We start from the raw sequence: 16116 nt of genomic DNA on the forward strand, positions 1-16116 counted from the left end.
TAGGTTTTAAAATATTTTAGAATAATAAGATGTATAAGAAATGTGCAATTATACCTGCTGCAAATCCTCCTATTGTGTGTGAAATGATTGCTTTTGATGATAGTTTTCTCACTCCTAGTGCATCCATCATTCCTATATGAGTACTTAAGTACCCACTCCAACACATACCCATTGCTGTAAATACTGCAATGTCATTTGCTGTGATTAAACTTCTTTGCAAAAATCCTGGAACAAGTGACATAGCTCCTCCTACAGCTCCTAATGCTGTAATTGGGAATGCTATTGCTTCTGATGATGTGAAGCCAAATAGAGGTTCTAAGATAAATGATATTTTATCTCCTATAACTGGTAGTAATCTAACTCCTTCGTAAGCAGCTCCTGTATATTCTCCTGTTTTTGATGGTCCAAATGTTAGCATCATAACAAATGTACATACTATTAGAACTCCTGGGATTATGGCAATTCCCATGTCTACTCCTACTTTACCACCTTCAAGTAATGTATCTAGCACACGTTGAAATAAATTTCCTTCTCTTACTTCACGAACTTTTGAATAGTCTATATCTCCATCTGAAAATTCATCATCATATGCTTCATTTGCTTCTTCACCATAGTATTTTTTAGTCTGTATTAACATCAGACGAACACTTATTATACTACCTATTACAGCAGCTAAATTCCCGATTAATGCTGCTGGCCAAAATCCTGTACCTTGTGTTCCCATGAATACAGTAACGATAAGACCCATCCCAAATGATGTACCTAAGTTACATAATGCAGGTATTTGATATTTTTTAAAAAATACTGTGAATTTTTTATCTTTTGCAAATGGTATTATAGCAGGATTATCAGAAAGATATGTTGCTACAACTCCCGTAACACTTGCCCCTGGCATTCCCCAAATTGGTTTCATCAGTGGTGCAAATATTTTATTTATTAATGCAATTACTCCAAATTCAGATAATAACATACTTAATGCACCTGTAATTACTGCCATCGCCATAATGTAAAATACTGTATCTAATAATAATTTATGAGCTGTTGCCATCATTGTTTTAAACATTGGCCCTACACCCATTTTATAGCCCATTCCTCCAAATATAACTAATAATATTATTAGGAATACAAATGTTTCTACACTTATGGCCTTCTTGGTTTCTTTCATACTATTACCCATAACTATCTCCCTCTTTCTTTATAATTTTCTTTTTTTGTTATCTATATTATAACACATCACGAGGGTTTGTCAAGTCTTTTTATATAACACTAATTTTTTCTGTATTAATTTTTTACTGAATAATACGGGTAATTTTCAGAAAATTTGTTCGTTTTTTTGTTTTTTTCTATTTAAAACGTGTCTACAAAGCCTTTTTATTTTTGTATATCTTGGTTATACTTCTGTAAATATTGTGGGTTCTTTTGCATCTGTATTAAGTAGGTTTATTTTTTTCTCACAATCAAATCCCTTTTCTGTTAGAATATTTTTAACTGTTATATATGCCAGGTCTTTGGTGTTGTTTTCTAAACTTAGGTGAGCTAGATAGATATTTTTGGTCTTTTCTCCTATGATTTTTGCTAAGTAATTTGCTGAATCTGTATTTGAGATGTGGCCGTAATCTGACAATATTCTTTGTTTTGTTTTCCATGGATAACTAGACGCTAGAAGCATACTTTCTTCATGGTTGCTTTCAAATACTAAAGAATTTGAATTTTTTATATATTCTATCATTTTATCAGAAACATATCCTGTGTCTGTAACTATACTAAATTTTTTCCCTTCAGATTCTATTGTATAAAACTGTGCATCTACTGCGTCATGACTGACTCCAAAGCTTGTGACACTTACTCCTAATATTTCTTTTGTTTCTTCTTTTTCAAAGTGACATTTTAGTTCTGGAGGTACTTCTCCTACTTTCATTGCTTGCCAAGTTTTTGTATTTGCATATACTGGTATTTTATATTTTCTAGCTAAAACTCCCGCACTTTTTGCATGGTCTACGTGTTCATGAGTTATAAATATGTGAGTTATATCTTTGATATTTTTATTTATTTTTTTTAAATTTTCTTCTATTTTTTTCCCTGTTAATCCTACATCAATTAAGCAACGAAAATTTCCTTTTTCTATGTAAGTACAATTACCCGTACTTCCACTTGCTAATACTGATATTTTCAAATTTTTCTCCTTTTCTTTTTTTTATTTTGTTTTAAAAAGTAAAAAGCCTTTTTTATCAAGGCTTTTTAGTCTTTGTTCAATATTTTTGCATTTAAACTATCTACATAAAATACTTGTTCTGAGTTGTCTTCTTTTTTTATTGTTACTTTATATGTCGGAATAAGTATCTGGTTTTCTACTCGCAAAAAGCTATAATATCCCAATTCTGATGATACTTTGCTTTTTTTAGGTATCATGTTTTCGTGATATAGTTTTGCTATGACGTCTATATAAGGTACTATGGTTTCATCTTTTTCTTTTTTAAAGTTTGTTAATGATGTTTGGGTTAATGATAAGATGTCTCCATTTTGATTTATTTTAAATTTGATAATTGCATTTTTATTTTCAAAAATTTTTAATCCTTCATATTGCTGATAATATATTATTTCTTTTTTTTCATTATCTGTTTTTATGTATGAGTATGCTGTCCCGCTTTCTACATTGGAAATGATGAATCTATTTATTTTTTCTAAATAGTTTTCTTCTTTTATGTTTGCTAGAGGTTTTTTTGCCGTGATAGTTAATGTTTTTTCTTCCTTATCTATGCTGTAATCATATTCGTTTGTTGATGCTATGGGCATAGATAAGATTTTTTGAACAGCTTTTACATAACTTAATTGTTTTTTCCCTATTTCTGGCTCTTTTATTTCTATACCGTCATTTTTTAGTGATGTTAGTATTGCGTCTTTTTCTTCATAATGTTCTACTTTATTTTTGTAATCCGTGTAAAAATAGTTTGTGATAAGTGCTACATTAAGAAGTAAAAATAAATAAATAAATAGCGTTTTTATCTTTCCCCACTGCATTAGATTTCTCCTTTTTTTACTTTTTCTTGCAATTCTTTGAAGGTATAATATATTCCATTATAATTTATATACCATGTTGGAGAGTATACTATTTTGTCCTCTTGATAGGTTTTTTCATAAGCTATTTCTACATCATATAAGTTATTTATATTTATGTTTGAGTAAAGGTAGTTTAATACTAAGTCTATGTTTTCATAATGGTATAGTGGAGGTATTTTTTTTCCTATTAGTGAGCCTTTGGATATTTTTGGCATGGTAAATTTACTGATACCATTTTTAGTTGATGTTATATTTATTTTGCTTGGCACTTCTTTGGAAAATGCCATGCTATTTTTATAACTTTCTTGATATTCTACAGAGCTTCCTGATGTTTCTATTATATTGTAATATGTTTCATAGTTATATGTTGTTAATAAAAATTTGGCTGCTTTATATTGCAATTCTGCTTCTTGTGTTTCTTTGTCATTTTTTTCATTTTCTATGTTTGAGGGATTTATATAACTAATTTGATTCTTTGTTTCTCTTAATATTACATAGCCATCTGATGTTTCTTTTGATTCTTCCGTTGGGTAAGTTGTTTTTAGTGCTACACCTATTTTGAATATGTCTTTGAACATGACTTTGCTATCTTCTTTTTTGATTTCATATTCATTTATTGTTAGATCATCTAGTTTTTCTGGTATGTAAAACTCTTTGGTTGCGTTTATTAAGTATTTTTTATACATTTTACTACTTACGCTAAATATTTTTTCTATTTCGTCATATATTTCTCCCTTATATACTATTTGCATATATCCCTCTTGTCCTTGCTCATATAAGTATATAGTGTTTTTTTCATTTTCAGGTATTAATATACTATCAAAGTTTATTTTTGTATTTTGTTTATTTTCTCCTAGATATATTTTTTGCGTTGATATTGTGTCAGTGTCTGCTTTGTATTTCATTAAGTAATAATTTTGGTTATTAGATTTTATTTCTTCTATTGTTTTGTTTTTTACTCTATTTATGTCAACTTCTTTTCCTGCTATTATTTTTAATATTTCTTTTATTTGTTCTTTGTCTTTTAGAGCTTTTACATTTTTTACTTTTGTTATTGCTTTTTCTACTGCTTGTTCTTCTTTTTTGTCTGTGTTATTTTTTACTATTATGTATGGTGAAAGTAGTTTGAAGCTGTTTTCTAGTGTTTTTTCTTTGTTTTTTTCTTCATGTTTAAATTCTGTATCTATTTTTAAAAAGTTTTTTTCTGGTTTGTATATTATTGTTAAGTAAGATATGGTTAAGCTTGAGATTATTAGAATTGTTAATATTATTGTTTTTATAACTTCTTTTTTCTTTCTCATTTTATTCCCATTCATCTACAAATATTACTGATGGTAACATGACAAATACTGATGTTCCATATTTTTCTTTACTTTGTATCCATATCTTACCTTTGTGAGCTTCTACTATTGATTTTGCTAAACTTAGTCCTAAGCCCGTTCCTCCCATTTCTCTTTGTCTGCTTTTGTCTACTCTATAGAATCTATTAAATACTTTTTCTACTTGAGATATTGGGATTCCTATTCCGTTGTCTTTTACGTTTATGCTTACTCTACTTTGGCTATGATTTTGTCTTACTCTTACCATTATATCTTTTTTCCCTGGTGAGTATTTTATTGCATTGTTTATTATGTTGTCAAATACTTGTATTAATTTATCTTGGTCTGCTTCTACAAATATTGATTCTGCTGGTATTAGGAGTTTAAATTCTTTTTCTGGATGAGCCATTTGAAATCTTTCTACTATTTTTCCTATTAGTTTGTTTATGTCGATTAATTCTTTATTGTAGTGTTCTTTTTCTCTATCCATTTTCCCTAACTGCATTAATTCATTTACCATTCTTATCATTCTTTTTGTTTCTTTGTGAATAGTGTTTATAAATTCTCCTGCTAGTTTTTTGTCTTTTATTGCTCCTTCTTCTAACATTTCTACATAGCCTACCATTGTTGTTAGAGGAGTTCTTAGTTCGTGTGATACAGTCGAAACAAATTCTCTTCTTTCTTTTTCTTCTCTTTCTTTTTCTGTTACGTCATATAAAACTATTATGTAGCTATCTACATCTGTTTTTCTTAAATTATTATTGTTATTTGATAATACTTCTGTAAATTCTAGTCTGTATAAGTATTCTTCTTCTGCTTCTGTTTTGGTGATGAGGATTGAATCTTCTTCTAATATTATTTCTTTTATGCTTTTGTATTGTATTATTCCTAGAATTTCTAAAGCGTCTTTCCCTATTGCTATTTCTTCATTTTCTGCTATATTTAGTATTTCTTTTGCACTTTCATTTATTAAGACTATTTTCCCGCTTGAGTCTGCCGAAATTATCCCGTCTGCCATACTGTTTATTATGGTGTCTAGTTTTATTTTTTCTGATTCGGTTACTGCTTGTTCTTCTTTTATTTTTGCTGATATTTGGTTAAATACATAGGCTAAGTCCCCTATTTCATCTTTGGTTTGTATTCCTATAACACCTCTATAGTCTCCGTCTACCATCGTTTTTACCTGAGCACTCATTTTTTCAATCGGATTTGTTATTGTTTTTGCTGCAAATAAACCTATTACTATTACTGTAAATAATGAAAATATTGTTGCTAAGATGAATATTTTAGTTATATCATAGACATCATTATAGACGCTTTCTATATCTGATACTATGTATGTTACTCCTAAAACTTCTTCTCCTTTTTTTATTGGATTTGCATAGATGAAACAGACTTTTTTATCTCCGAATGTCTGTTCTTTTTTTATACTTTTTCCTTCTTTTATTGCTTGTTTTACTATCGGGTCTACTGAACGTTTTCCTAAGTAGTTTTCGTTACCATTTGTTGCTGAGGATGCTATTACTCTGAGATCTTTATCTACTATATTTAAAAGAATTAGTTTTGGAGATGAGTATTCACTTGCTATTTTTCTGATGTCTGCATCTATATTTTTTTCATTATTTCCTTCGTTATCTTTTTTTATTAATTCTTCTTGGATATTGTAGTTTAATTTTTTTTCTTGTTCTATTATGCTTGTTTGAAAGGTGTTTATATTTTTAGCTTTTAATTGGTTTGAAAAATATAGCCCTATTACTTGCATAGATATTATATTTACTAAAACATATACTATTACAAATTTGAATCTTATAGAACTTAAAAATCTTTTGTGTCCTCTTATATTAAGATTCATCTACGTCTTCTCCCATGAAATATCCTACCCCTCTTCTTGTTGTGATATATATCGGTTTGCTTGGGTCGTCTTCTATTTTTTCTCTAAGTCTTCTTATTGTTACGTCTACTGTTCTTACATCTCCAAAATAGTCATATCCCCAAACTGTTTGAAGTAAGTTTTCTCTTGTCATTACTTGCCCTTTATGTGTAAATAGGTAATAAAATAAATCAAATTCTCTTCTTGTTAAGTCTATATCTTCTCCATTTTTTTTGATTATATAGGCTTCTTTATATATTACTATGTCTTTTATTTTTTCTTCTTCTTTTGTTTCTTCTTTTTTTTCTTCTTCTTGTTTTGTTGTTCTTCTTAAATTGACTTTTACCCTTGCTATTAATTCTCTAGTAGAAAATGGTTTTGTTACATAGTCGTCTGCTCCTAGTTCTAATCCTAGTACTTTGTCTATTTCACTACTTTTTGCTGTTAACATTATTATAGGTATGTCTAATTCTTCTCTTACTTCTTTTAATACTTCTGTTCCACTTTTTTTTGGCAACATCAAATCTAAGAGAATCAAGTCTGGTTTTTCATTTAGTGCTCTTTCTACTGCATGTGCTCCATCGTGAGCTAAAATTACTTCATACCCCTCGTTTTTTAAACTATATTCTAGTAATTCTGCTATTGGTTTTTCATCGTCTACTACTAAAATTTTATAAGAATCCATGCTTATCCTCCTATAGCTAAATTTTTTTTGTATTTTTTATTTTGTTATCCTTTTTAATTTTGAATATTTTAGTCTATTATAACATATTAAGTTCTTTATCTTCATTTTTTATTTTTTATTTTTTTTGTTTTTACTTTACAAAATCTTTTTTTCGGTTTAAAATATAGAAAAATAATATTATATTAATCTTCGGGGTAGGGTGAAATTCCCGATCGGCAGTATAGTCTGCGAGCGTGAGCTGATTTGGTGCAATTCCAAAACCGACAGTTATAGTCTGGATGGTAGAAGATAAAAACTATTTGTTTTCTTATGCCTCGTATTCTTTAAATGAATACGTTTTTTTATGCCTAGAAGATGGAAAAGAGGACATTATGTATAAACAAAATACACACACTTTAGTTTTAACTGCTCTTCTTGCAGTTTTATCTCTTATTCTATCTTTAGTTAAAATGGCGGTGCCTTTCATTCCTCCATTTTTAACTTTAGATCTTTCTTTTATTCCTTTATTTATTGGAATTTTAATTTTAAATTATAAACACGCTCTTGTGATTTCTCTTTTAAAAAATGTTCTTCATTTTGCTTTAATTTCTCACGAACCTACAGGAAGTATTGCAAATTTGGTTGTAGAATTAATTTTTTTATCTTCTCTTGCTTATTTTTGTAAGAAAAATGATAGTAAATTTTCCGTTATAGTTGCTGGTCTTATAGGAACAGCTCTTATGGTTATATTTATGGCTTTTCTTAATTATTTTATTCTTTTACCTATGTATGGTTTTATCATAGATTTAAAAGATATAACTAATAATTTAAAAGCTATTGTCACTTATGGTATTATTCCTTTCAATATTATTAAAGGACTATTTTTAATTGTTCTTTATTTTATTACAAAAGCTATTTTAAAAAAAATACCTAATTCATTAATTGGAAAATTTAAAATTTAGTTTTAATTTGAATTTTTAATCAAAAGAAAAAAGCTTTTTCTCTGATTTTCTATATTTTATAGAATTCTTTGATAAAAGCTTTTTTTTATTACTTTATAATTTTTTGCTTACTGCTCCAGTTATTATGGTAAATATTAAACTTCCATAACAAAATATTGCAAAAGGCAAGTAGCTTAATACACTAACACCTAATGTACTGGTGATAAATGCTCCACACACACTCCAAGGCACTAGGGGATTAATTACAGTTCCTGCATCTTCTAAAGTTCTTGCTAAACTTTTTTCTTTCATTCCTAATTTTTTGTATATAGGCTTAAATGATTCTCCACTTAAAAGGATACTTAAATATTGTTCTCCTACTATGTAGTTTACTAATGTTGCTGTAAGTGCTACTGATAGCGTCGCTTTGAATTTTGTTTTGATATGTTTTTCTACATATTCTAATAAAGAGTCTATTGCTCCTAGTGAAAATAAAAGTCCTCCAAGGCTTAATGCTAATATTATTATCGTTATCGTAAAAAACATATTAGAAATTCCTCCACGAGAAATTAAACTTGCTATGTTTTGATTTATTCCTTCCATTTTAAAACCTGAGAAAAAGAATTTAATCATTTGTTTTACACTATAAAACGAGTGGATGTATGTGATAAAAATACTTACAATTGTAGTTATAATAATACTTACTATGGCATCAATTTTTAAAATAGCTAATAGTAATAATAGTATAAAGGGAATTATACTATAATAATGAACAAGCCCTGTTGCTAATAAACTTTCTTGAAACTCTTTTATATTTTCTAAACTGTTTATATTGATATTTTGAGATAATAGAGCATATATGACACTAGAAATTATAAATACTGGTATGGTAGTTTTGGTCATATTTTTGATATGAGTGAATAAATCTATTCCTACAACACTTGCGGCTGTGGAAGTTGTATCACTTAATGGAGACATCTTATCTCCAAAAAACGCTCCTGATACTATAGCTCCTACTGTTATACTTGTATCTAGTGAAAAAGCTTGACTAATACCTAATAATGCAACTCCTATGGTTGAAACTGTTGTAAGGGAACTTCCTATTGCAATTCCTATTATAGATGATATTAGAAAAGCAGATAAATAAAAAAATTTTGCAGATATTATATAAAAACCATAATACATAAGGCTGGGTATAGCTCCACTACTCATCAATGCTGTAATTAATATTCCTATAAAAAAGAAAAGATATATAGCTCCTATACTACTATGTACACTTATCGCCATAGCAGCTTGCATATCTTTATATTTTATTCCTCTTATTAACCCATAAATTAAAAGAACTATAATACTACACAATACTGCTATATGAGGAGGGGCGTCCTTTACAAAAATCATAATCCCCCCTAATATTATTAAGGTAGTTAAAATTATTAAAATTGCTTCTGTTTTTTTTATTTTCCTTAATGGTTTTATCATGAAATCACCTTCTTCTTAATGCTTATTATCTTATCATATAAGAAGTTTCATATCAAATTTAACTAAAATTTGATAATATTTAAAATTTATAAATTGCTAAAACTTTCTCCTTCTTAATTTCTAAAATATATTGCACTTTTAAAAATAAAAAACCCTTTTTTAACTTAAAACTATAGTTAAAAAGGGTTTTTTTATTTTTGTATACTATAAAGGTTCTTTATTTACCAGTTTAAAAGGGTTTGCTATATTTTGATTCTAGAGAAAGAATACTAAATAATTATTTTTTTAAATATATTCTATTCTTTCTATTTTTTCGTTATCTCCGTCACTGTCTTCTTCTACTTCTTTAATTTTTTCTTTTCTTACTAGCATTAATATAGCAACTAATAAGTATATAATTGATGGAATAAGAATATAAAATGTTGTTATAAAGCTTAAAACGACAGAAATTAGAAATAAAATCGCTGATAATATTCTTTTTTTCATTATTAATGTGGCTACAAGTGCAACTAAAAAAGTAATAATTAAAATTATAGCATATGTAATAAGTATAGGTTTTATTACCCCTAATATGACATCTGTACCATAATTAGAAACGTCATACCCTGATTGTGCTATTGATTTTTCAAATTCATTTTTAAATTCAGGGTTATTTATTATATCTTGGGTATATCCTGAAAAAGCAATTATTCCTACTGTTGCTGTTATTATTAACATTATAACATTTGCTATCCACGCTAATGTTTTTTCTATTTTCCTTGAAAATTTCTTCATTTTTTCCTCCTAATTATTCACTCTAGTCCCCTAAATTATCAATACAAATGGGGAGAAATTTTTAATTATTTTTAAAGCTTTCATTTTTTTTATTATATCATATTTAGCAAAATTTATAGAAAATTATTATTTATTTTTGACTATTTTTCTTATTATTTTTAATTATACTTTATAATTCAATTATATAAAAATTATAATATCTTTTAAATGAAAATCTTTTTTTATTTTTTTTATATTTTTTTATAAAAACTTTTTTTATAACCATTAAAGCATTTACATAAAAAAAGATAAAATAAAAACGTTTGAAAAAATATTTACCCTTGATTTTTCAAAAAAACAAGTATATAATAAACGGTTACGGAGGTAGATTATGAACGATATGTCTAAAGGCAAGATATTGCCACAAATTTTAAATTTCGCATTTTTCGTTTTCATTGGAGGGTTAATGCAAAACTTGTATCTTGTTATTAACTCAATAATTCTTGGTCAATTTGTAGGAAATTTAGCACTTGCATCTATTGGTATTGCAAGTACAATTAACTTTGTTGTTATTGGTTTTTGTATGGGAATAACTCAAGGTTTTAGTATTAATATGGCACAAAGTTTTGGTGCAGGGGACTTTGTGAGGCTTAGAAAATTATGTTACAATGCTAAACTATTAACTTTTTATACTGGAGTTGTTTTAACTGTCGTTTTGGCAATCATTAACACTCCCTTACTTAAACTTATGGGAACTCCTAGTGTTCTTTTTGATATGACACATAGCTTCCTTTTTGTTTTGTATCTTGGTTGTATTCCACTACTTTATTATAATCTTTATTCAGGTATTTTAAGAAGTGTTGGTAATAGTGTTATGCCTATAGTATTCTTATCATTATCAGTTGTCATGAATACAATTTTAACTTATATTTTTGTTTCTGCTTTTAATTTAGAACTTGTAGGAACAGCAATTTCTACTATAATTAGTCAAAGCATTTCGGTTTTTTTCTCTATGCTTTATGTGAAAAAAAAATATCCTATTCTTTCTATTAATAAAGAAGAAAAAATCAAAGATAAACATTTAATGAAAAGACTTTTAAATCAAGGTATTCCTATGGGATTACAATTTTCATTTACAGGTATTGGATTTATGGTAGTTCAAAGCTTTTTAAATAGTTTTGATACAGTTTACATAGCTGGTTACAGTATTGCTACAAGAATTCAAAACATACTTAATAATATTTATGTTGCTATTGGTGCTGCTGTAGCTACTTTTACAAGCCAAAATTTTGGAGCAAGAAAATATCATAGAATTAAAAAAGGAGTTACCTCTGCTGCTATTGTGAGTGTTTGTTTAAGTTTAGTTTCTGCTTTTATAATCACCCATTATGGTGAAGCTATAGCAGGATTATTTTCTAAAGATAAAACTCCTGAACTTATAGGAGCTACTACTAATTATTTTAATACTGTATTTTGGGGTTATCCTATCTTGTCACTTTTAATTCTATATAGAAATGCTCTTCAAGGTCATGGACTTGCTTTTATAGCTATGTGCGCAGGATTTGTAGAGCTTGGTCTTAGAATTTGTGTCGTTGTATTTTATACAGGACAATATGGATATGATGCTATATGTCATGCCGACCTTGTCGCTTGGGTGGCAACTGGACTGGTAATCATGATAATGTATTACTTCTTCCAATTTAGAAAATATACCTATAGGTAGCAAATTGATTTTATAAATTAATATTAAAAAAAACTATAATCACAGTAAAGGACTCGCTTTACCAGAGATTATAGTTTTTATTTTTATCAAAGTCTTTTTTTATTTATTATTTTAAGTTTCTTTTTACTAGATCTAACATCTTTTTCACTTCTTTTTATTAGCTATCTGACCTTGTTTTGCCTTCTCCTAGCTTATTTATTTTCTATTAAGAAATAATTTTTATAAAATTTTTTATAAAATTTCGCTAAACTTTTTTAGCATATTATATAGTTGTTTGTCTGTGAACTATTCTATGTGGTAAACACATTTCTTTATTATTTCTATTTAGTTTTTTCTCTTCTTCTTCATCATATTCTAAATTTTTTGATTTTGCTTTTTCTATGTCTATGACTTTTGTCAAAATTCTCATAGAAACTGCTCCTATATCAAAAATTGGGTGGAATAATGAAGATATCTTAGGTCTTACCATATCTAATATTTTAGTGTTTTCAAATGATAAAACTTCTAATTCTTCTGGAATTTTTACTCCTACATCTTGAGCTTGTTGAACTATAGAAAGACTGACTTCATCAAACATTGATAATACAACTTCTGCACCCACTTTTTGTATTCTACTATATAGTTGTTTATCACTTTCTTTATATGTTTTATACCCATCTATAATTAAACCAGCATCAAATCTTTCATTCTCTTCTAATAACGCTCTCTTGTAGCCTGAAATTAATTTTTGAGCTTTTTGTGATTCATATGAACTTATAACTAAAGCTATTTTTTTTCTTCCTTTTTTAAGAAATTCTTTTACTGCGTCATATCCTGCTTTTTCATAATCTATATTTACCGAGTAAAATTCCCCTCCTACTGAGATATTTCCACAAAGTACAACTGGAACTCTCATATCTTTTAGATATGCTCTTGATCTTTCTGACATAGAATGACCTAAATATAAAATCCCATCAACTTGTTTGCTCATAAATGAATCAAAAATCGATTTTTCTGTTTCACTATTATTGCATGAGTTAGCTAAGATAATATTATAATTATACATATTAGCTACTGATTCTATCCCACTTACCGCTTCTGCAGAAGCTAAATCTGAGATATCAGGAAGCACTATTCCTATAGTAGTAGTTTTTTTGCTAGCAAGTCCCCTCGCAACTGCATTAGGAGTGTAATTTAATTTTTTTATTGCTTCTTGTACTCTTAATTTAGTCCCTTCTTTAACATTTGGATTTTTATTAACCACTCTTGATACTGTTGCCATAGACACCTTGGCCTCCTTGGCAACATCATAAATTGTAACTGTCATCTTATCCTCCTCTCTTTTTATTAAAGCCTTTTCATTTTAATTTTATCAGATTTTTTATGTATTGTCCACTTATTTTATGAAAATAAGATTTTTTCCTACAGATAAACAGTTTTCATTATTTTTACTAATATCTATAAAACCTTTTCTATTTCTTTCAAATTATAGGTTTGTTTATAATAGTAATATATTTTTTCTTAATTTTCAAGCAATACGAATTTATCATTAATAACCGATAAATAAGCAATCAAAATACTTAATTAAAAAGTTTGTCTTTTTTTTGAAAACGTGATTTTTAAAATTTAAGTTTGACTTTTTCACTAACGCTGTCATAAATATCTAAAAAAAATTCTTTCATTTAATAAAATTATATGTATAATGAAAAATGAAAATTATATTTTTTTGTTTTCGCTTTCTTTTTGAGCTTTTTTATGATATAATTTTTATGACAAAATAATACTTTATTTTGAAATAAAAAAATGGAGGAGTTTTCATATGAAAGCTAAAAATAGAAAAGTTGTATTAATAGGTGCAGGAATGGTTGGAATGAGCTTTGCTTATCAACTATATTCAAGTGGTCTTTGCGAAGAATTAGGTCTTATCGACTTTTTCCCAGAAAAAGCTGAAGGTGAAGCAATGGACTTAAACCACGCTGGTGCATTAGTACCACCAATTAAAGTAACATCTGGTGGATATGAACAATGTGCTGACGCTGATGTTATTGTTATCTGTGGTGGATTACCTCAAAAACCAGGTGAAACAAGATTACAACTTGTTGACAAAAACATCAAAGTAGTAAAAGACATGGCAGATAAAATCAAAACTTCAGGATTTGACGGAGTTATTGTTATCGCATCTAACCCAGTTGATGTTCTTACTAACGCTTTACAAAAATTCACAGGATTCCCTAAAAACCGCATAGTTGGTTCAGGTACTACACTTGATACTTCAAGATTACGTTACATGGTTGGAGATACTCTAAACATAGCTCCTAACGCTGTTCGTGGTTATATCATGGGTGAACATGGTGACACTCAATTTGCAGCATGGTCAAATGTTTATGTTTATGGTAAACCAATTGAAAAATACCTTGAAACAAGTGACAAACTAAACAAAGACGAACTTAAAAAAATCGAAGAAAGAGTTATGCGTGCAGCATACGAAGTAATTAACCGTAAACGTGCTACATACTATGCAATCGGTATTTCTCTACTAGCTATAGTTAAAGCTATCTTACGTGACGAAAATACTGAACTTGCAGTAAGTGGATACTGTGATGGACAATACGGAGTTAAAGACCTTTACATCGGTGTTCCTGCTATAATAGGACGTGAAGGTGTAAGAGAAGTTGTTGAAATGGAACTTTCTAAAGATGAATTAGAAAAAATGCAACACTCTGCAGGAGTATTAAGAAAAACTCTTAATGACGCATACAAAGTAGTAGAATAATCTCTACAAATTTTATTAATATTTTAGTCTAGGTATATGATTTTCTCATCCCCTAAATCTTCAAAAGGTTTAGGGGATTTTTATTATTTGATTTGAAAAAATCGCATAAACAAGTTAAAATAGAGTGATATTAAAAAATAAAAAAAATAAAAAAAATAAAAAATTATCTGTCATTTTTTACAAAAAGGAGAAAAAAAATGAAAAATTCACTTAAGAAATCTTTATCCGTAGCGTTAGCTACTATAACTATGCTAACTTGCTTTGCAAATCACACCTCAACACAAGCAAAAGATAAAGAAAAAATACCTCTAATTTTAACATTCAACGCCCTTGAAAATCCGCATAGTGGCCACACATTTTATAGCGGAATAGGTCAAGGAAAATTTGATGAAATGTGGAAAAATTTACCCATAACTGTCACAGACTCAAAAGGAAATGTCTTTAAATCAGAAAACTACTTTGTAGGTTATGATGGTAAACGAAGCGATAAAAATTTCGCAAGATATGGCGGAGAATACGAAGAGGGAGAAGAGGTAACTATAACAATAGATTCTAGCAAAATAACAGACGGTTATCATCTATCCTACGAAAATGACTATAAATACCTAAAAAAAGAGGGATATAATAAAATTGTTGTAAAAATAAAAAATGTCGAACAAACAAGAAAAGATATGCAGGTGAGAATTTCACTTGCATTTATGGACGTAAAATTCGACCTTCAAGGTGGAAATATAGACGGCAATAAAAACCCTATAACAAAAAGAGTAAATAAAGATAACACTACAAACTTCCCTAAAAACCCAAAAAAAGAAGGACTTATCTTTAACGGTTGGTACACAAAAACTCCAAAAAAACGTCCTGATGGTACCCCATACCCGCAACCAGATAAAATGTATTACTGGGACAAAAATAGTAGATTTTCTGACTATAATAGAGACTGGCAACTTTATAACGATCCAGCTATAGACCCCCTATATGATACAGTATTTTTGTTAAGAGCATCATGGGTAGCACAAGTAAAATTTGACACTAACGGTGGAAATAAAATGGATGACATTTATCTTTATGAAAACACCAAAATACCAAAAAATAAAATTGAAAATCCGAAAAAGAAATATGCTAAATTCCTAAAATGGCTTAATGAGGACGGAGAAGAATATAATTTTGACTTGCCAGTTACAAAAAATACGATATTAAAAGCAAAATGGGAAGAATTTGCTACCCCAATAACAAAAAACATAGAAATTAAAAAAGGAGATCCTTTTGATTATAAAGAAGGAATAACTAATAAAGACAAATTACCGGCAGGAACAACTTACTCTTTAAAAAATAATGTTGATACAACTGCCGTAGGAACTAAAGACGTAGTATGTATTGTCAAATATCCAAATGGAGATGAAAAAGAAATAACATACAAATTAACTGTAAAAGAAAATTATCAAAAACCAAAAAACACACCTCCTCAATTAGAAGTAGCTGACAGAGAAATAGTAGTTGGAGAAACTTTAGACCTAAAAACATTAATAACAAAAGCAACAGACAAAGAAGACGGCGACTT

At 28.3% G+C, this 16116-nt stretch carries 13 protein-coding genes and 1 riboswitch; of the genes, 4 read left to right on the top strand and 9 right to left on the bottom strand.

Going from position 1 to position 16116, the window contains the following annotated elements; genetic code table 11:
* Positions 1–16 precede the first annotated feature (16 nt).
* The 6 genes from HMPREF1871_RS01325 to yycF form a co-directional block, all read right to left on the bottom strand.
* On the bottom strand, positions 17–1177 hold the full coding sequence (locus HMPREF1871_RS01325) for a CD0519/CD1768 family membrane protein (protein ID WP_066128987.1): 1161 nt from the start codon (positions 1175–1177) through the stop codon (positions 17–19).
* Positions 1178–1390: 213 nt separating this feature from the next.
* Positions 1391–2173 carry an MBL fold metallo-hydrolase gene (locus HMPREF1871_RS01330; RefSeq protein WP_066128989.1) on the bottom strand — a complete coding sequence of 261 codons (783 nt, stop codon included), beginning with the start codon at positions 2171–2173 and terminating at the stop codon, positions 1391–1393.
* A gap of 65 nt (positions 2174–2238) precedes the next feature.
* Positions 2239–3018 (bottom strand): two-component system regulatory protein YycI, encoded by a 780-nt coding sequence (yycI, locus tag HMPREF1871_RS01335; RefSeq protein WP_066128992.1) that lies wholly within the window; start codon positions 3016–3018, stop codon positions 2239–2241.
* Positions 3018–4358 (bottom strand): hypothetical protein, encoded by a 1341-nt coding sequence (locus HMPREF1871_RS01340; protein ID WP_066128993.1) that lies wholly within the window; start codon positions 4356–4358, stop codon positions 3018–3020. The genes yycI and HMPREF1871_RS01340 overlap by 1 nt, the downstream gene beginning before the upstream one ends.
* Position 4359: 1 nt before the next feature.
* Positions 4360–6228, bottom strand: coding sequence for an ATP-binding protein (locus tag HMPREF1871_RS01345; RefSeq protein WP_083505605.1), 1869 nt, complete (start codon positions 6226–6228; stop codon positions 4360–4362).
* On the bottom strand, positions 6218–6931 hold the full coding sequence (gene yycF, locus HMPREF1871_RS01350) for a response regulator YycF (protein WP_066128995.1): 714 nt from the start codon (positions 6929–6931) through the stop codon (positions 6218–6220). The genes HMPREF1871_RS01345 and yycF overlap by 11 nt, the downstream gene beginning before the upstream one ends.
* Before the next feature lie 181 nt (positions 6932–7112).
* Positions 7113–7225, top strand: a riboswitch (FMN riboswitch).
* A gap of 77 nt (positions 7226–7302) precedes the next feature.
* On the opposite strand from yycF, the gene HMPREF1871_RS01355 reads away from it, so the two are divergent.
* The gene (locus HMPREF1871_RS01355) at positions 7303–7872 is read left to right on the top strand and encodes an ECF transporter S component (RefSeq protein WP_066128997.1); all 570 of its coding nucleotides are present in this window, start codon (positions 7303–7305) and stop codon (positions 7870–7872) included.
* 93 nt (positions 7873–7965) lie between these two features.
* On the opposite strand, the gene nhaC is transcribed toward HMPREF1871_RS01355, so the two are convergent.
* Together nhaC and HMPREF1871_RS01365 are read right to left on the bottom strand one after the other, a co-directional pair.
* On the bottom strand, positions 7966–9330 hold the full coding sequence (nhaC, locus tag HMPREF1871_RS01360) for a Na+/H+ antiporter NhaC (RefSeq protein WP_066128999.1): 1365 nt from the start codon (positions 9328–9330) through the stop codon (positions 7966–7968).
* Positions 9331–9615: 285 nt separating this feature from the next.
* Positions 9616–10104 carry a DUF4064 domain-containing protein gene (locus HMPREF1871_RS01365; RefSeq protein WP_066129002.1) on the bottom strand — a complete coding sequence of 163 codons (489 nt, stop codon included), beginning with the start codon at positions 10102–10104 and terminating at the stop codon, positions 9616–9618.
* A 370-nt stretch (positions 10105–10474) separates the two neighbouring features.
* Here HMPREF1871_RS01365 and HMPREF1871_RS01370 point away from each other — a divergent pair, with 370 nt between their 5' ends.
* Positions 10475–11806 carry an MATE family efflux transporter gene (locus tag HMPREF1871_RS01370; protein ID WP_066129005.1) on the top strand — a complete coding sequence of 444 codons (1332 nt, stop codon included), beginning with the start codon at positions 10475–10477 and terminating at the stop codon, positions 11804–11806.
* A gap of 262 nt (positions 11807–12068) precedes the next feature.
* Here HMPREF1871_RS01370 and HMPREF1871_RS01375 read toward each other — a convergent pair whose 3' ends face one another.
* Complete coding sequence (locus HMPREF1871_RS01375) at positions 12069–13112, bottom strand: LacI family DNA-binding transcriptional regulator (RefSeq protein WP_066129008.1); 1044 nt, start codon at positions 13110–13112, stop codon at positions 12069–12071.
* Positions 13113–13604: 492 nt separating this feature from the next.
* Here HMPREF1871_RS01375 and HMPREF1871_RS01380 point away from each other — a divergent pair, with 492 nt between their 5' ends.
* Both HMPREF1871_RS01380 and HMPREF1871_RS01385 read left to right on the top strand, forming a co-directional pair.
* Entirely contained in the window at positions 13605–14558 is a 954-nt protein-coding gene (locus HMPREF1871_RS01380) for an L-lactate dehydrogenase (protein ID WP_066129010.1), read from the top strand.
* 197 nt (positions 14559–14755) lie between these two features.
* Positions 14756–16116: Rib/alpha-like domain-containing protein (locus tag HMPREF1871_RS01385; RefSeq protein WP_198145743.1), on the top strand; the 1361-nt coding region annotated here is incomplete at its 3' end.

This window comes from Gemelliphila asaccharolytica (genome assembly GCF_001553005.1).
Taxonomy (GTDB): Bacteria; Bacillota; Bacilli; order Staphylococcales; family Gemellaceae; genus Gemelliphila; species Gemelliphila asaccharolytica.

Bases quoted from the DNA above. Each gene is read 5' to 3' on its own strand.
- HMPREF1871_RS01355 (WP_066128997.1), top strand. From the start codon at position 7,303: ATGTATAAACAAAATACACACACTTTAGTTTTAACTGCTCTTCTTGCA.
- HMPREF1871_RS01365 (WP_066129002.1), bottom strand. From the start codon at position 10,104: ATGAAGAAATTTTCAAGGAAAATAGAAAAAACATTAGCGTGGATAGCA.
- HMPREF1871_RS01325 (WP_066128987.1), bottom strand. From the start codon at position 1,177: ATGGGTAATAGTATGAAAGAAACCAAGAAGGCCATAAGTGTAGAAACA.
- HMPREF1871_RS01370 (WP_066129005.1), top strand. From the start codon at position 10,475: ATGAACGATATGTCTAAAGGCAAGATATTGCCACAAATTTTAAATTTC.
- yycF (WP_066128995.1), bottom strand. From the start codon at position 6,931: ATGGATTCTTATAAAATTTTAGTAGTAGACGATGAAAAACCAATAGCA.
- HMPREF1871_RS01340 (WP_066128993.1), bottom strand. From the start codon at position 4,358: ATGAGAAAGAAAAAAGAAGTTATAAAAACAATAATATTAACAATTCTA.
- HMPREF1871_RS01375 (WP_066129008.1), bottom strand. From the start codon at position 13,112: ATGACAGTTACAATTTATGATGTTGCCAAGGAGGCCAAGGTGTCTATG.
- yycI (WP_066128992.1), bottom strand. From the start codon at position 3,018: ATGCAGTGGGGAAAGATAAAAACGCTATTTATTTATTTATTTTTACTT.
- HMPREF1871_RS01345 (WP_083505605.1), bottom strand. From the start codon at position 6,228: ATGAATCTTAATATAAGAGGACACAAAAGATTTTTAAGTTCTATAAGA.
- nhaC (WP_066128999.1), bottom strand. From the start codon at position 9,330: ATGATAAAACCATTAAGGAAAATAAAAAAAACAGAAGCAATTTTAATA.
- HMPREF1871_RS01380 (WP_066129010.1), top strand. From the start codon at position 13,605: ATGAAAGCTAAAAATAGAAAAGTTGTATTAATAGGTGCAGGAATGGTT.